The 17,958-nt window shown below is 39.9% G+C and carries 14 protein-coding genes; all 14 read left to right on the forward strand.

Going from position 1 to position 17,958, the window contains the following annotated elements:
* On the forward strand, positions 1–1,335 hold a 1,335-nt coding region (gene dnaA, locus MKX69_RS00005), incomplete at its 5' end, for a chromosomal replication initiator protein DnaA (protein ID WP_341008193.1).
* Positions 1,336–1,532: 197 nt separating this feature from the next.
* A complete protein-coding gene (gene dnaN, locus MKX69_RS00010) occupies positions 1,533–2,663 on the forward strand; it encodes a DNA polymerase III subunit beta (RefSeq protein ID WP_002293124.1) in 1,131 nt (376 codons plus the stop codon).
* A 227-nt stretch (positions 2,664–2,890) separates the two neighbouring features.
* Positions 2,891–3,133, forward strand: a complete 243-nt coding sequence (gene yaaA / locus MKX69_RS00015) for a S4 domain-containing protein YaaA (RefSeq protein ID WP_002293125.1) — start codon at positions 2,891–2,893, stop codon at positions 3,131–3,133.
* Positions 3,120–4,244, forward strand: a complete 1,125-nt coding sequence (gene recF / locus MKX69_RS00020; RefSeq protein ID WP_002293126.1) for a DNA replication/repair protein RecF — start codon at positions 3,120–3,122, stop codon at positions 4,242–4,244. Before yaaA ends, recF begins: the two co-directional genes overlap by 14 nt.
* Complete coding sequence (gyrB, locus tag MKX69_RS00025) at positions 4,241–6,187, forward strand: DNA topoisomerase (ATP-hydrolyzing) subunit B (RefSeq protein WP_341008196.1); 1,947 nt, start codon at positions 4,241–4,243, stop codon at positions 6,185–6,187. Before recF ends, gyrB begins: the two co-directional genes overlap by 4 nt.
* Before the next feature lie 19 nt (positions 6,188–6,206).
* Positions 6,207–8,678, forward strand: a complete 2,472-nt coding sequence (gene gyrA, locus MKX69_RS00030; protein WP_341008198.1) for a DNA gyrase subunit A — start codon at positions 6,207–6,209, stop codon at positions 8,676–8,678.
* A gap of 368 nt (positions 8,679–9,046) precedes the next feature.
* Complete coding sequence (rpsF, locus tag MKX69_RS00035; protein WP_002288366.1) at positions 9,047–9,346, forward strand: 30S ribosomal protein S6; 300 nt, start codon at positions 9,047–9,049, stop codon at positions 9,344–9,346.
* A gap of 50 nt (positions 9,347–9,396) precedes the next feature.
* Positions 9,397–9,909, forward strand: a complete 513-nt coding sequence (gene ssb / locus MKX69_RS00040; protein ID WP_341008200.1) for a single-stranded DNA-binding protein — start codon at positions 9,397–9,399, stop codon at positions 9,907–9,909.
* A gap of 25 nt (positions 9,910–9,934) precedes the next feature.
* Entirely contained in the window at positions 9,935–10,171 is a 237-nt protein-coding gene (gene rpsR, locus MKX69_RS00045) for a 30S ribosomal protein S18 (RefSeq protein ID WP_002288370.1), read from the forward strand.
* Between the two features lie 142 nt (positions 10,172–10,313).
* Positions 10,314–12,287, forward strand: coding sequence for a DHH family phosphoesterase (locus MKX69_RS00050; protein WP_341008202.1), 1,974 nt, complete (start codon positions 10,314–10,316; stop codon positions 12,285–12,287).
* A 5-nt stretch (positions 12,288–12,292) separates the two neighbouring features.
* Positions 12,293–12,745, forward strand: a complete 453-nt coding sequence (gene rplI, locus MKX69_RS00055) for a 50S ribosomal protein L9 (protein WP_002288372.1) — start codon at positions 12,293–12,295, stop codon at positions 12,743–12,745.
* Positions 12,746–13,019: 274 nt separating this feature from the next.
* Positions 13,020–14,387 (forward strand): replicative DNA helicase, encoded by a 1,368-nt coding sequence (gene dnaB, locus MKX69_RS00060; RefSeq protein WP_002288373.1) that lies wholly within the window; start codon positions 13,020–13,022, stop codon positions 14,385–14,387.
* A gap of 667 nt (positions 14,388–15,054) precedes the next feature.
* Positions 15,055–16,347 carry an adenylosuccinate synthase gene (locus MKX69_RS00065; RefSeq protein ID WP_341008205.1) on the forward strand — a complete coding sequence of 431 codons (1,293 nt, stop codon included), beginning with the start codon at positions 15,055–15,057 and terminating at the stop codon, positions 16,345–16,347.
* Between the two features lie 666 nt (positions 16,348–17,013).
* Positions 17,014–17,877 (forward strand): DegV family protein, encoded by an 864-nt coding sequence (locus MKX69_RS00070; RefSeq protein ID WP_002316532.1) that lies wholly within the window; start codon positions 17,014–17,016, stop codon positions 17,875–17,877.
* Positions 17,878–17,958 lie beyond the last annotated feature (81 nt).

Genomic DNA, 17,958 nt, shown 5'->3' on the forward strand with positions numbered 1-17,958 from the left:
ATGGTATCCCTCGATGCTTTATGGAATGAATTAAAAGCAACATACCAAAAGGATTTATCGCCTGCTAGCTATAATACATGGATTGAAACAGCGAACCCACGAACTCTTGATCAAAACCAGCTCGTTGTTGAGGTTCCTAGCAAGATTCATAAAGAATATTGGGAAAAAAATCTGGCAACAAAAATCGTTGAAGTCGGTTATATGTTATCAGGAAATGAGATTATCCCTCGCTTTATTACTGGCGAAGAAGCAGAGCAAGAAGAAGTTGTAGAAGAGAAAAAACCAAAAGTTGCGGCACCTAGTCCGCTAAAAAAAGCCATGCTGAATCCTAAATATACCTTTGATACGTTTGTCATTGGTAAAGGAAACCAGATGGCTCATGCAGCAGCGCTCGTTGTAGCAGAAGATCCAGGTTCTATTTATAACCCGCTCTTCTTTTATGGAGGCGTAGGACTTGGTAAGACTCACTTGATGCATGCCATCGGTCATCAAATGCTGCAAAGTCAGCCTAATGCCAAAGTAAAATATGTAAGCAGTGAAACTTTTGCTAATGATTTCATCAATTCGATCCAAAACAAAACAGCAGAAGAATTCCGTCAAGAATATCGAAATGTTGATTTACTATTAGTAGATGATATTCAATTTTTCGCAGAAAAAGAAGCTACGCAAGAGGAGTTTTTCCATACTTTCAATGCCTTGTACAATGAAGGTAAACAAATCGTTCTAACCAGTGATCGGTTGCCAAACGAGATTCCGAAATTACAAGAACGCCTTGTTTCTCGCTTTGCATGGGGGCTGTCTGTTGATATTACGCCACCGGATCTTGAAACAAGAACAGCGATTTTGCGTAAAAAAGCAGCAGCTGAACGTCTAGAGATCCCAGATGACACGCTGAGCTATATCGCAGGACAAATTGATTCTAATATTCGTGAATTAGAAGGGGCACTTGTACGAGTACAGGCTTTTGCTGCAATGAATAGTGAAGATATTTCGACTAGTCTAGCTGCAGATGCGCTGAAAACGTTGAAATCAGGAAAAGGACATCCTCAATTGTCGATTTTGCAGATTCAAGAAGAAGTAGCAAAGTATTATCACATCCAATTGAAAGATCTCAAAGGGAAGAAACGCGTCAAATCTATTGTTGTTCCTAGACAAATCGCTATGTACTTGGCACGTGAGCTCACAGATAATTCTTTACCAAAAATTGGAGCTGAATTCGGCGGCAAGGATCATACAACGGTTATCCATGCCCATGAGAAGATCCAGCAGCTGATGGATTCTAGTGGCAGCATGCAAAATGAAGTATCAGAAATTAAAAACTTTTTACTAAATTAATTTGTCGATTCTACCAACTGAAAATAGCATGTGGATAAAAGAAAAAAACAAGCAAAAGTTATACACACTTTTTCCACAGCTATTTTTTCGTTTCTCTCTTGCGTTTTTTGAGTTTTCCACAGAATCAACATGCCCTATTACTTTTATTATTCTTTTTAACTAATAATAAATAAACAAACATTCAAAGGAGATACATCATGAAAGTTACTTTAAATCGAGCTAGCTTTATGCAGGAATTGCAAACTGTTCAACGAGCTATTTCAAGCAAAACCACTATCCCTATTTTGACAGGTGTAAAAATCACACTGACACAAGAAGGTTTGACTTTGACGGGGAGCAACGCTGATATATCAATTGAAACTTTTTTGTCTGTTGAAAACGAAAAAGCAAATATGCAAATCGAATCTACCGGATCAATTGTTTTACAAGCTCGTTTCTTTAGCGAAATCATTCGAAGACTTCCTGAAGAAACATTTACTTTAGAAGTATTAGAAAATAAACAAGTAGCGATCACTTCTGGAAAAGCGAATTTTATCGTGAATGGATTAGATGCAGATAATTATCCTCATCTTCCTGTTGTCGAAAGCCACAACCAGATGAAATTACCAGTACACGTATTGACTAAACTAATCAACGAAACAGTTTTTGCTGTGTCGCAGCATGAGAGTCGTCCGATCTTGACGGGTGTGCATTTTATTTTATCTGATCATTCTTTATTGGCTGTAGCTACTGACTCTCACCGTCTAAGTCAACGCGTGATCCCAGTAGAACAAACGGCTGATCATTTTGATATTGTTATTCCTGGGAAAAGTTTGATCGAATTGTCTCGCTCACTGACAAATGAAGAAGAAATCGTCGAAATCAGCATTATGGAAAACCAAGTCTTGTTCAAAACAGAAACAATGTATTTCTATTCCCGCTTGTTAGAAGGAAACTATCCTGATACCAATCGTTTGATCCCATCAAGCTTTAATACAGAGGTCGAATTTTCTGTTCCTAGCTTTCTAGCAGCAATCGAACGTGCTTCTTTACTTTCTCATGAAGGCCGCAACAATATCGTTCGTTTATCCATCCGTCCAGATGCGGTTGTTTTATACGGAAATTCTCCAGAAATCGGGAAAGTAGAAGAAAGCTTGAGCTATACAGCAAGCAGTGGTGATCCATTGGAGATTTCTTTCAACCCGGATTATATGAAAGCAGCGTTGCGTGCATTTGGAGATATGAGTATCAAGGTAAAATTTATTTCCGCTATTCGACCATTCACGTTGGAACCAACGGAAGATGGCGTTCAATTTATCCAATTGATCACTCCTGTACGTACAAATTAACAAAGATTTTCAATGTTCTTGAAAATTTAATTGAAAAGAATTAGAAAAAATAAAATTTAAACAGAAGGCCCTAAAATCTCTTTTAAGGCTTTCTGTTTATTTTTGTTTAAATCACCTTTTTTAGATTAAATCGTCTTATATGGAAAAATATATGGATAAATTTGTTTTATTGCGGAAAAAAAGGTATAATAGAGTATACTTTTAATAATGAAAATGAGGGATGGACATTGAAACAACAAGTCATTCTAAATACGGAATTCATGACGTTGGGTCAAATGCTGAAAGAAGCCACCGTTATCGGTAGTGGCGGACAAGCAAAATGGTATTTGGCAGAAAACACTGTGTTAGTCGATGGCGAGCCGGAAAATCGTCGTGGACGCAAGCTTTATCCCGGTATGATGGTTGAAGTTCCAGAAGTAGGAACTTTTTTTATGGTAAAAAAAGGAAACGACGATAATGAGGCTGAATAAGCTGTATTTAAAAAATTATCGAAATTACGAAGAGCTGAACATCGAATTTTCCAAGAATCTGGTCATTTTTTTAGGTGAAAATGCGCAGGGAAAAACGAATCTTTTGGAAAGTATCTATGTATTGGCTATGACGCGAAGCCATCGGACAAGTAGTGAGCAGGAATTGATTGGTTGGAATGACGATCAGGCAATGATCCAAGGAGAGATCACAAAAGGTTCATCCACTCTCCCATTAGAAATCTTATTATCTAAAAAAGGCCGAAAAACCAAGATCAACCATATCGAACAAAAAAAGTTAAGTACTTACGTGGGACAAATGAATGTCATTTTATTTGCACCAGAGGATCTTTCGTTAGTAAAAGGCAGCCCGCAGATCAGGCGGAAATTTTTAGATATGGAATTAGGTCAGATCAATCCAATCTATCTTTATGATCTTGTCCAATACCAAGCGATTTTGAAGCAAAGAAACCAGTACTTGAAGCAACTGAATGAAAAAAAACAAACTGATTTGCTTTATTTGGATATTTTGTCCGAACAACTAGCAGCGTTTGGCAGCAAAGTATTGAAAGCAAGAGCACAGTTTATCAAGCGATTGGAGTTTTGGGCTAATTCTTTACATCAGCAAATCACACATCACAAAGAGCAGCTGGAAATCGAGTATCTCACCGCAGTCGATTCTTTAGAAACACATACGCAAGAACAAATCCAAGAACAATTTCTCGCACTTTTGAATCAAAATAAAAAGAAAGACCTTTTTCGGGGAACGACGACAGTTGGTCCTCATCGTGACGATCTTTCCTTTTTTATTAATCAGAAAAACGTGCAGACTTATGGATCGCAAGGACAGCAAAGAACGACTGCTCTAAGTGTCAAATTAGCAGAAATCGATTTGATCAAAGAAGAGACAGGGGAATACCCGATCCTATTATTAGATGATGTGATGAGCGAGCTGGATGATAATCGTCAGCTCCATCTGCTGGAAACAATCGAAGGAAAAGTTCAAACGTTCTTAACAACGACGACACTTGACCATGTAAAAAATAAAATGACTGTTGAACCTGAGATTTTTTATGTTCGACAAGGGAAACTAAAAGGAGAAGAAACTGAATGACAGAAGAAAGAAGTTTAGTAGAACGCGCTAAAGAATATGATGCCAGTCAGATTCAAGTACTTGAAGGACTTGAAGCCGTTCGTAAACGACCTGGTATGTATATCGGTTCGACTAGTTCTGAAGGTCTGCATCACCTTGTTTGGGAAATCGTCGATAATTCGATCGATGAAGTATTAGCAGGTTTTGCAACAAAAATCCATGTGATTATAGAAAGAGACAACAGTATCACTGTTATTGACGATGGACGGGGGATACCAGTGGATATCCAAGCAAAAACCGGACGTCCTGCAGTTGAAACGGTCTTTACTGTTTTACATGCTGGAGGAAAATTCGGCGGTGGCGGGTACAAAGTTTCCGGTGGTCTTCATGGAGTGGGATCTTCCGTCGTAAACGCACTTTCTACGCAACTTGATGTCAAAGTATACAAAGAAGGAAATGTGTACTATCAAGAATATCGTCGTGGAGCTGTAGTGGACGACTTAAAGATCATTGAACAAACGGATCGCCATGGAACAACGGTTCACTTTACGCCAGATCCTGAAATTTTTACAGAGACAACTGAGTTTGATTTTTCAAAATTGGCTACCCGTATCCGTGAACTAGCTTTCTTGAACCGCGGGATACGTATCTCGATTGAGGACAAACGTGAAGAAGAACCAGTCATCAATGAATACCATTACGATGGCGGGATCAAAAGTTACGTCGAATACTTGAATGCAAACAAAACCGTGATTTTCCCAGAACCTGTATATTTGGAAGGTGAGCAGCAAGATATCGCAGTTGAAGTCTCTATGCAATATACAGACGGCTACCATTCCAATATCATGAGTTTTGCCAACAATATCCATACGTATGAAGGCGGAACACATGAATCAGGATTCAAGACTGCATTAACTCGGGTGATCAATGATTATGCCCGAAAACAAAAGCTGATGAAAGAAAATGATGACAACTTGACTGGTGAAGACGTGCGAGAAGGATTGACAGCTGTTATTTCTATTAAGCATCCTGACCCTCAATTCGAAGGACAAACAAAAACAAAATTGGGCAATTCCGAAGTACGGACAGTCACTGATCGGTTATTTAGCGAGCATTTCATGAAATTCTTGCTAGAAAATCCAAGTGTGGGCCGTCAAATCGTTGAAAAAGGATTATTAGCTTCCAGAGCTCGTCTAGCAGCGAAACGTGCGCGTGAAGTAACGAGACGTAAAGGTGCTTTAGAGATCAGTAATCTGCCAGGAAAATTAGCAGACTGCTCTAGCAACGATCCTGAAAAATGCGAATTGTTCATCGTCGAAGGAGATTCGGCCGGCGGATCAGCTAAGCAAGGTCGTAATCGAGAATTTCAAGCCATCTTGCCTATTCGTGGGAAAATCTTGAATGTTGAAAAAGCAAGCATGGACAAGATCTTGGCAAATGAAGAGATCCGGTCTTTATTTACTGCTATGGGTACAGGGTTTGGAGAAGCTTTCGATGTATCGAAAGCTCGTTATCATAAATTAGTGATCATGACTGATGCCGATGTCGATGGTGCACATATCCGTACATTGTTGCTGACTCTTTTTTACCGTTACATGCGTCCAATTGTTGAAGCTGGTTATGTCTATATTGCTCAGCCACCTTTATACGGGGTAAAACAAGGGAAGAATATCACGTATGTACAACCAGGAAAGAATGCAGAAGAAGAGTTGAAACAAGTCGTTGCTTCACTTCCTGCCTCACCAAAACCAAGTGTTCAGCGGTATAAAGGACTTGGAGAAATGGATGATCATCAACTATGGGAAACAACTATGGACCCAAGTAATCGAATGATGGCCCGCGTCAGCGTGGATGATGCTATCGCGGCAGACCAGATATTTGAAATGTTGATGGGGGATCGAGTAGAACCTCGTCGTGCATTCATCGAGGAAAATGCACATTACGTGAAGAACTTAGATATTTAATCATGAAGGAGGAAAAAGAATGAGTGAAGAAATCAGAGAAAACATCCATGATGTCAATCTAACCAGCGAAATGAAAGACTCCTTCATCGATTATGCGATGAGTGTTATTGTCGCACGTGCACTGCCTGATGTCAGAGATGGTCTGAAACCCGTTCATCGCCGTATTTTATACGGCATGAACGAATTAGGTGTGACACCGGATAAAGCCCATAAAAAATCTGCCAGAATCGTCGGAGATGTCATGGGTAAATACCATCCTCATGGGGATAGTGCAATCTATGAGTCAATGGTACGGATGGCGCAGCCATTTAGCTACCGTTATATGCTAGTGGATGGTCATGGAAACTTTGGTTCTGTTGACGGTGACGGTGCCGCTGCTATGCGTTATACCGAAGCACGGATGAGCAAAATCGCTACAGAAATGCTGCGTGATATCAATAAGAACACTGTTGATTTCCAAAGCAACTATGATGACACAGAAAAAGAACCCGTTGTATTACCTGCTCGCTTCCCTAATCTTTTGGTGAACGGAACGACGGGGATCGCCGTGGGTATGGCAACGAATATCCCACCTCATAATTTGTCTGAGGTAGTAGCGGCTATCGATTTGCTGATGGATAATCCTGATGTGACGACCAATGAATTGATGGAAGTATTACCTGGACCAGATTTTCCAACAGGTGGTTTGGTCATGGGAAAATCAGGAATCCGAAGAGCGTATGAAACAGGTAAAGGTTCTATTACCGTACGTGCAAAAGTTGAGATCACTGAGATGCCAAATGGCAAAGAACGGATCCTCGTGACGGAATTACCTTATATAGTCAATAAAGCAAAATTGATTGAACGGATTTCTGAGTTGCACAGAGACAAGCGTATCGAAGGAATTACGGATTTGCGGGATGAATCTTCCCGTGAAGGCATGCGAATTGTCATTGACGTTCGTCGTGACGCCAGCGCATCAGTTATTTTGAATAACTTATACAAATTGACATCCTTGCAGAATTCATTTGGATTCAATATGTTGGCAATCGAAAAAGGCGTGCCGAAAGTTTTAAGTTTGAAACAAATCCTTGAAAATTATATCGAACATCAACGCGAAGTCATCACACGACGGACGGTCTTTGAAAAAGAAAAAGCAGAAGCAAGAGCACACATCTTAGAAGGTTTGCGTATTGCTTTGGATCATATCGATGAAATCATTGCGATTATCCGCGGGTCTAAATCAGATGACGAAGCAAAAGCAACAATGATCGAACGGTTCGATTTATCCGATCGCCAATCACAAGCTATCTTAGATATGCGTTTGCGTCGATTGACCGGTTTGGAACGGGAAAAAATCGAAAATGAATATCAAGAACTATTGAAACTGATTGAAGATTTGACTGACATTCTGGCAAGACCCGAACGTGTCACAGAAATCATCAAGAATGAATTAGCAGACTTGAATCAACGATTTGGTGATAAACGACGCACAGAATTACTAGTCGGTGAGGTCTTAAGTCTAGAAGATGAAGATTTGATTGAAGAAGAAGAAATCGTTATTACATTGACAAACAATGGTTATATCAAACGTTTGGCAAATAATGAATTCAGAGCTCAACGAAGAGGCGGGCGTGGTGTCCAAGGAATGGGTATCCACAATGACGACTTCGTCAAGAATCTAGTTTCTTGTTCTACCCATGATACATTGTTATTCTTTACGAATAACGGAAAAGTGTATCGGGCAAAAGGATACGAAATTCCAGAATACGGGCGTACAGCCAAAGGAATCCCAATCATCAATTTGCTGGGTATCGACTCGAGTGAAAGCATCCAAGCAATTATTGCGGTGACGGGAGAAGCAGAAGAAGGCCACTATCTCTTCTTTACGACGCGTCAAGGTACAGTTAAACGTACGTCTGTCACTGCTTTCGCTAACATCCGAAGCAATGGCCTGATTGCAATTGGTTTGAAAGAAGATGACGAATTAGTCAATGTTCTATTGACAGACGGACAGTCAAATATCATCATTGGCACACATAACGGTTACTCTGTGACCTTCAAAGAAGAAGCAGTCCGCGATATGGGACGTACAGCTTCCGGCGTCAGAGGGATACGTCTGCGTGAGGAAGATTACGTCGTTGGGGCAGCCCTGATGAAGGAAGACCAAGAAGTACTAGTGATTACAGAAAAAGGTTACGGAAAACGGACCAAAGTATCGGAATATCCAGTGAAAGGCCGCGGAGGTAAAGGAATCAAAACGGCGAATATCACTGAAAAAAATGGTCCACTAGCCGGATTGACCACTGTTTCTGGAAATGAAGACATCATGCTGATTACAGATAAAGGTGTGATTATCCGTTTCAACGTATCGACTGTTTCTCAAACTGGACGTTCAACATTGGGTGTACGTTTGATGAAGATGGAAGCTGATACGAAAGTCGTCACAATGGCAGCAGTCGAGCCAGAAGCGGCAGAACAAACAGTTGAAGAGCAAGCAACAGAAGAATAATCATAAAGATGAAGTGTTTAAGTTAGCAAAGAGGTTGTGAGCCTGCCGTTTCACTCTGAGTCACAAGGAGCAATTTCAAAAAATGGCTTCTCATGTTTGTTGAATATTGTGACTTGTGACCGAGGAGTTGGCAGGAGAACACCGTTTATTCGAAAAAAGGGAACTGCGACAAGACTTTTGTCACAGTTCCCTTGCTCGCTTTTTTGATTAATTGAATTTCTCTTAAAATATTTGAAACTGTTTATTCTGTATTGCTTTTGACCAAAATAGAGTGTATAATCAAAGCTTGTGAGTAGTCTAATTAATTAGATAACTCTCCTTGCTCTTAGGAACCTAAGAGCCGAAAGTCCACAGGGAGGTGAATATCAATGGAAAACACGAAATATGAAATCATGTACATTATTCGTCCAAACATTGATGAAGAAGCAAAAACTGCTTTAATCGAACGTTTCGATGCAATCTTGAAAGATAACGGAGCAGAAGTTATCGAATCAAAAGATTGGGAAAAACGCCGTTTCGCTTATGAAATGAACGGTTACCGTGAAGGTATCTATCACATCGTTAAAGTATCTTCTCCATCATCAGCAAATGCTGTCAATGAATTTGACCGTCTTGCTAAAATCAACGACGACATCATTCGTCACATGATTGTTAAAGAAGAAGCTTAATTGTTGTTTCATGTGAAACAATAGAAAAACGATGAGAGGAGATGACTATTTTGATTAATAATGTTGTATTAGTTGGACGTCTGACGAAAGATCCAGATTTGCGTTACACAGCAAGCGGTACGGCAATCGCAACATTTACTTTGGCTGTGAATCGTAATTTTACAAACCAAAGCGGCAATCGCGAGGCTGATTTTATCAACTGTGTGATTTGGCGCAAATCAGCAGAAACTTTAGCAAACTATGCTCGTAAAGGAACACTTTTAGGTGTTACTGGACGTATTCAAACTCGTTCTTATGATAATCAGCAAGGACAACGTGTATACGTGACAGAAGTAGTAGCTGACAACTTCCAATTGCTGGAAAGTCGTTCTGCATCTGAAAATCGCCAACAAAGCGGCGGATTCCAAAGTTCTGGTCAATCAGCTGGAGGATTTGGCGGAAACAATAACTCTAATCAAACATCTCAATCATCCAACGGTATGCCTGATTTCGACCGTGATACTTCTGACCCATTCGGCTCAAGTTCAACGATCGACATTTCAGATGATGATTTACCATTCTAAACGAATTTGATAGGAGGGAAATAGAATGGCACAACAAAGAAGAGGCGGACGTAAACGTCGTAAAGTAGACTACATTGCTGCTAACCATATTGAATATATCGATTATAAAGATATCGAATTACTAAAAAGATTTATTTCAGAACGCGGTAAAATCTTGCCACGTCGTGTAACTGGTACAGGCGCTAAAAACCAACGTAAAATTACTGTTGCAATCAAACGCGCACGTATCATGGGCTTGCTACCTTTCGTTAGCGAAGACTAATAAATCCGAGGAATTGAATGACTGATCCTTTTGATCAGCTATTCAATTCTTTTTTTTCTGTAAAAATAACCGATATTCGTTTAGTCGCTTGAATGACGAAAGTTATGGTAAAATCAAGTTAGTCATATATGGGAGGAAAATTATGGAAAATAAAAACAATCATTTATCCCCAAAACCTCTCTTCCTTATCCTGTTTATACTAATCGAAGTATTGGTAGTCTTAATTTTACCATTTCGTTTTGTTAGCGCTTCGGTCATTCTTTTGATGAATTTATGGGGCGTTCGCTATTGGTTGAAAATGAAACGCTGGCTTATTTTAAATAAACGTGAAAAAATCCAGCAGGCTTCGACCGTAGCCGAAACCAATCTGGCTTATGTCTCAGAAGTCATGCCTGTAGGAGTGATTGCTTATCAGCCATCAAGCCAAAAAATCGAATGGCTCAATCCTTTGGCATTGAAAGTCAAAGATCAAAGTGGATTAACAGAGGAAGAATTGTTAGATACTTTTTTTACTGCAAAAGAAAAAAAGAAAAACCAAGTCTATCTAGCAGATAAAACATTTCAGTTTGATATGGATACAGTAAAGGGTGTCGTTTATTTTAATGATATCACCCAAAACCAGTTATTGAAACTTCATCAGGCAAACAGTCAGCCAGTGATCGGTATTTTATCTATTGATAACTATGCAGATGCTATTGATAAATTGGATGACAAAGAGATTTCTTATTTGAACTCTTTCGTCACTACACTAGTTTCTGACTGGATGCATGAATACCATGTCTTTTTCAAAAGAATCAACGCAGAACGGTTTTTCTTCGTCGCGCAGATGATCGATCTGAAAAAGATGATGGATAAAAAATTTGATTTGTTGGACCGCTTTCGAGCAGAAGCTGAAAAACAGAGCTCGCCTATCACCTTGAGTATGGGGATTGCTTATGGCGCAAGATCCCTCGATGAAATCGGTGGAGAAGCTCAGAACAATTTAGATGTTGCTCTAGTCCGCGGAGGCGACCAAGTTGTCGTGAAAGAGGTAAAAGAAGGTGCGAAACCTGTTTATTATGGCGGTAAATCAGCTAAGAATGTCAAACGCACGCGTGTCCGTTCTCGAGCGATGAGTACTGCTTTGCGCCGGATTTTTGATGAAACAGGCGATGTGTTCATCATGGGACACAAATTTCCGGATATGGATGCTTTAGGCTCTGCTTTTGGTGTCAGTTGTCTTGCACGCTTCAACCAGAAAAAGGCTTATATCGTTATCAACGAGAACGAGATCATTCCAGATGTAGAACGTTGTCTCGAAGAAATCTATAAACATCCAGAATTAGAAATGCAATTGATCTCTCCAGAACGCGCCATAGAGCTGAAAAAAGATGAAGACCTCCTCGTGATGGTGGATTATCATAAACCTTCTCTATCGATCTCTCAGAGCCTATATGAGCAATTTGATAAGATCGTAATCATTGATCATCACCGCCGAGGGGAAGAGTTTCCAAGCAAGCCTTTGCTGACTTATATCGAATCTTCAGCCTCTTCCGCTTCAGAGCTAGTTTCTGAGCTGATCCAATACCAAAGTAGCAAAACGAATCGTTTAGATCGCTTTGAGGCCACACTATTACTTGCAGGGATGGTTGTAGATACGAATAGTTTCAATGTTCGTACAACTGCACGAACTTTTGATGTTGCTAGCTATTTAAGGTCTTGTGGAGCAGACGCATCCTTAGTACAATATTTATTGAGCTCGGACTTAGCGACATACTTGGAAATCAGTCATTTGATTGCTGGAAGCGAGTATGTGACTTCTGATATTGTTGTGGCGGCAGGAACAGATGAAAAAGAGTATAATAGTGTCATAGCGGCAAAAACAGCAGATACACTGCTTTCGATGATCAATATCAACGCAGCTTTCGTCATTACGAAGCGGACAGACGGATTGATTGGAATCAGTGCCCGAAGTACCGGTACGATCAATGTCCAAATCATCATGGAATCCTTAGGTGGTGGAGGCCACTTCACAAATGCAGCTACTCAACTGGAGAATACGACAGTTGAAGAAACAAAACAGAAGCTTTTTGCTGCAATCAAAGAAAATATGAATCAAATATATGATAAGGAGTAATCCAAATGAAAGTAATTTTTTTACAAGACGTAAAAGGAAAAGGTAAAAAAGGGGACATCAAAGAAGTTCCAGCAGGTTATGCACAAAATTATCTAATCAAAAATAACTTGGCAAAAGAAGCAACGAAAAGTAGTATCAGTCAGTTAGCTGGACAGAAGAAAGCCCAAGAAAAACACGAAGCTGAAATCTTGGAAGAAGCTAAAAAATTAAAAGAATTCTTGGAAAAAGAAGATACGGTAGTCGAGTTAAAAGCAAAAGCAGGGGAAGACAGCCGTTTGTTTGGATCGATTCCTTCAAAACAAATTGCTGAAGGGCTAAACAAACAATACAAAATCAAATTAGATAAACGAAAAATCGAACTAGAAAACCCAATCCGTTCACTAGGCTACACAAACGTACCTGTGAAGTTGCATCATGAGGTGACGGCTACGATCAAAGTTCATGTCGTACAAGAATAACAAGTCTTGATAGTGATGTTCAACTGGTAAGAATAACCAGAAGGAGAAAAGACAAACCGAAATTTATCTGAGAAAAGCAGCTGCAGCAACAAAAGCACAAGCTGCATATCGATTTCAGATTGATTTCGGTTTCTTTTTTGAGAACAGTAAAATAGCATGAAGAAAACGAGTATAATAAAAGAGAGCTATTTTTTTATGATACTTTCGATGCGAATGATGACTTTTCCATCATTTTCTTGTAAAATGAAGCAATTGAAGACAAGGAGCGATACGTATGAATGAAGTGTGGCAGGATCGAATCCCACCGCAAAATATTGAAGCTGAACAAGCGGTTCTAGGCTCTGTTTTTCTTGATGCAGAAACGATCATTGATGCCATGGAGTACATAGAGCCAAAAGACTTTTATCGTCGCGGCCATCAAATTATTTTTGAGACAATGATCGAGTTGAACGATCGTAATGAAGCGATTGACGTTGTTACTGTTAAAGACCGGCTAGAACAAGCAAATTTGTTAGAAGATGCCGGTGGTTTAAGTTACCTATCAGATTTGGCTTTAGCAGTTCCGACAGCAGCAAATATCGTCTACTATGCGAAAATCGTTGAAGAAAAATCATTATTGCGTACATTGATTCAGACAGCAACAGGGATCGTTACAAAAGGATTCGAGCAAGGAGAAGAAGTTCAGACGATCTTAGATGATGCAGAACGCAGTATCTTGGAGGTTTCGGAAAAAAGAAATCGAAGCGGCTTTTTATCCATTGCTGAAGTACTGAACTCAACGATTGAAAATATCGATCGACTAGCTCAAAACAATGAAGAAATCACAGGCCTACCAACTGGCTATCAAGGTCTGGACAAAATGACAGCAGGTTTCCAGCCCGAAGAACTAATCATTCTGGCTGCCCGTCCAGCGGTAGGTAAAACAGCGTTCGCATTGAATATTGCTCAAAATGTAGGAACCAAAACAGATCGTTCTGTTGCGATATTCAGTCTGGAAATGGGGGCGGAATCTCTTGTAAATCGGATGCTTTGTGCAGAAGGTTCGATTGAAGCTAGCCATTTGCGTACAGGTCAGCTTTCGGAAGAAGAATGGTCGAATCTGATCGTTGCGATGGGAAGTCTTTCTCGAGCAAATATTTTTATCGATGATACACCAGGGATCAAGATCTCTGAGATCCGCGCGAAATGTCGGAAACTAGCGCAAGAAAAAGGCAACCTAGGCTTGATATTGATCGATTATTTGCAGTTGATTGAAGGGAACGGTAAAGAGAACCGTCAACAAGAAGTATCAGATATCTCCCGCCAACTGAAAAAACTGGCAAAAGAACTGAAAGTACCTGTCATTGCTCTTTCGCAGTTGTCTCGTGGAGTAGAACAGCGACAAGACAAACGTCCAGTACTAAGTGATATTCGTGAATCCGGATCAATCGAACAAGATGCGGACATCGTAGCCTTCTTGTATCGGGATGATTATTATGAAAGAGAAGGCGGAGATGACGATGATGGAAATGAGCCAAAAAATGACAACGTCATCGAAGTCATCATCGAGAAGAACCGAAGCGGTGCGCGAGGAACAGTTGAACTGCTGTTTATCAAAGAATACAATAAATTTTCGTCGCTTTCGCCAAGAGAAGAATTTTAAAGAATAGGTTGTGAAAGCAGTGTTCAGCCTTGCGCAATGACCAAGGGCACTCGTATAAGATGCGACGAGTAACTGCAAGAGTGACTAGAGCACTTAATTAAAACAGATCTCCAAAGGGATTGTGACAAAAGTCTTGTCACAATCCCTTTTTCCGAATAAACGGTGTTCAATCAGCTGACCCTCGGCATTAGCTCAACAAACGGCAAAATATGAGGAACTATTTTGACGTTTGTTTCTCTAATACTCAGATCAGAACGCTGATTTCACAACCTCTTCCTTAAACGGTATTCAAAAGCTTGCATCTGCGGTAATAAGTCCAACCAAACGAAAAATAGGAGAAGCTATTTTTGTTTGGCTGTTCTTATGACTTGATGTAGGACAGCTTTTTCACAACCTCTGATTCACGGTGTTCCAGAAGTAGCTTCTTCGAAAATAAGTCGAAATTTCACAAAAATATGAGAAGCAATTTTCGTAAATTCCTTCTTATTTCTTGAAGCTGACCACTTCTGTCACGACCTCTTTTTTAATAATCATTCTAAAAGGATAAAAGTTCGTTTTTTAAGCGTTTTTATAAAATAAAAATAAAAATCATTCGATTTTATTTGAATTATGTATCTATTATTGATACAATGGTTCAGGATTAAATAATATAGAACGAGGTGTTCACATGTCATCTGTAGTAGTAGTAGGTACGCAATGGGGCGATGAAGGGAAAGGAAAAATCACAGACTTTCTCAGTGAAAATGCTGAAGTGATTGCACGGTACCAAGGTGGCGACAATGCAGGGCACACAATCAAATTCAACGGTGTGACTTATAAACTGCATTTGATTCCTTCTGGGATTTTTTATAAAGACAAGATCAGTGTGATTGGAAACGGCGTCGTAGTCAATCCTAAATCATTGGTCAAAGAATTAGCTTATTTACATGAAAAAGGTGTAGAAACAAGTAATCTGCGTATTTCTGACCGCGCACACGTAATCTTGCCTTATCATATCAAATTGGACCAATTACAAGAAGATGCGAAAGGTGAAAACAAAATCGGTACAACGATCAAAGGAATCGGACCAGCTTATATGGATAAAGCCGCTCGTGTAGGTATCCGCATCGCAGACTTATTGGATAAAGAAATTTTTGAAGAACGTCTTCGTTTGAATCTAGATGATAAAAACCGTCAATTTGTAAAAATGTTTGATTCAGAACCACTTGATTTTGACGATATTTTTGAAGAATATTATGAATATGGACAACAAATCAAACAATACGTCACAGATACTTCGGTTATCTTGAATGATGCCTTAGATGCAGGTAAACGCGTGTTGTTTGAAGGGGCGCAAGGAGTCATGTTGGATATCGACCAAGGAACCTATCCTTTTGTTACTTCTTCTAATCCAGTAGCCGGTGGTGTTACAATCGGAAGCGGTGTAGGACCTTCAAAAATTAATAAAGTCGTCGGCGTCTGCAAAGCCTATACGTCACGTGTCGGTGATGGTCCATTTCCAACTGAACTATTTGATGAAACAGGTGAACAAATCCGCAAAGTAGGACGAGAATACGGTACGACAACAGGACGTCCTCGTCGTGTCGGCTGGTTTGATTCTGTAGTTATGCGCCATTCTAAACGGGTGTCAGGTATTACCAACCTATCTTTAAACTCAATCGATGTATTAAGTGGATTGGAAACCGTAAAAATTTGCATGGCTTATGAATTAGATGGCGAACTAATCTACCACTATCCAGCAAGCTTGAAAGAGTTGAACCGCTGCAAACCAATCTATGAAGAGTTGCCAGGCTGGTCAGAAGACATTACAGGATGCAAAACACTTGCAGAACTGCCAGAAAACGCACGTAATTATGTACGTCGTATCTCAGAGCTTGTTGGTGTACGTATCTCAACATTTTCTGTCGGACCTGATAGAACACAAACAAACATCTTAGAAAGCGTCTGGGCGCAAATCTAAGGATAAAAACGACGACTGAATCAGGACGTTCTTACCAGAGCGAGTCGAAGTGTTTATCTATACGATAATAATCACTTGAAGAGGTAGTGGTGAAAGAGACGTTTAGCCTTATTGCCGATAGGCTGTCTCTTGAACACTGTTTATTCAGAATAAGGGACTGTGACAAAAGTCTTGTCGCAGTTCCCTTTTTTTGAATAAACGGTGTTCTCCTGCCAACTCCTCGGCCACAAGTCACAATATTCAACAAACATGAGAAGCTGTTTTTTGAAATTGCTCCTTGTGACTCAGAGTGAAACGGCAGGCTCACGACCTCTTCCTTAAACGGTGTTCAAAAGCTTGCATCTACGGCACTAAACCCAATCAGATGAAAAATATGGAGTGCTATTTTTATCTGATTGTTCTTACTGCTTGATGCAGAGCAGCTTTTTCACAACCTCCTAAACGGTGTTCCAGAAGTAGCTTCTACGGAAATAAGCCGAAATTTCACAAAAATTTGAGAAGCAATTTTCGTAAATTCCTTCTTATTTCTTGAAGCTGACCACTTCTGTCACAACCTCTTATTTTGATTAGAACTTGCGAAAATAAACCGGTTAAAGTGTGTCTAGCGCAAGAGATTTGCTATAATAGACGATAAGAGTAAAATGTAACGAGAAGGGGTTGAAAAATGTGTATCAAATTGTAACAGATTCTTGTTGTGATCTGCCATACCATGTATTAGCAGAAGAAAAAATTGATTTTTTATCAATGAATCTCCAATTGAATGATCAAGAGTTAGTAGATGATCTCGGAAAGACATTCAATTATGACCGCTACATGAATCAGCTGAAAAATGGTGCGATGCCTACGACATCACAAATCAATGTTGGCCGATATTTAGAATTTTTCCGTTCTTATGCGGAAAAACAGATTCCTGTCTTATATGTGGCTTTTTCCAGTGGATTAAGCGGCTCTTACAGCAGTGCGCTTCAAGCTGTTGAATTACTGAAGGAAGAATACGAAGACCCTGAGATCTATGTTTTTGATACAAAAGCTGCAAGTATCGGGGAAGGGCTTTTAGTGTTGGAAGCTGCAAGATTGAAAAAAGAAGGGAAAAGTATCGAAGAAACCTTAGAGTGGCTGGAAAAAAATTATTTGAAAGTCCATTCATGGGTAACTGTAGACGATTTGAAGTATCTAGAACGAGGCGGTAGGATTTCCAAAGCAAGTGCTACTCTGGGCAGTCTATTGAGTGTAAAGCCTATTATTACGGTAGATAAAGAAGGAAGGCTGACGAATGTTGACAAAGTTCGCGGAAGGAACAAGTCGATCCAAACAATCGTCAATGAGACGGTAAAAACAATCGTTGCGCCACTTGATCAAATCGTTTATGTGGCTTACGCTGGGGATCTAGAGAGCGCGGAGAAGGCAAAACGGCTTTTGGAAGAGCAGATAAAGATGAAAGATGTGAAGCTTTATCCCTTAGGACCAACGATCGCCAGTCACACAGGCTATGGCTGTATCGCGATTTTTTCGATGGGAATCAGTCGATAAAAGCAGTAACTCATTCTGTAAAAAAGCCCAGGATTTGAATGTAACCAAAATAGCGACTCTTAAAAGATAGATGAGCATCTT

Source organism: Enterococcus sp. FSL R5-0957, assembly GCF_038008005.1.
GTDB classification, from domain to species: domain Bacteria; phylum Bacillota; class Bacilli; order Lactobacillales; family Enterococcaceae; genus Enterococcus_B; species Enterococcus_B faecium.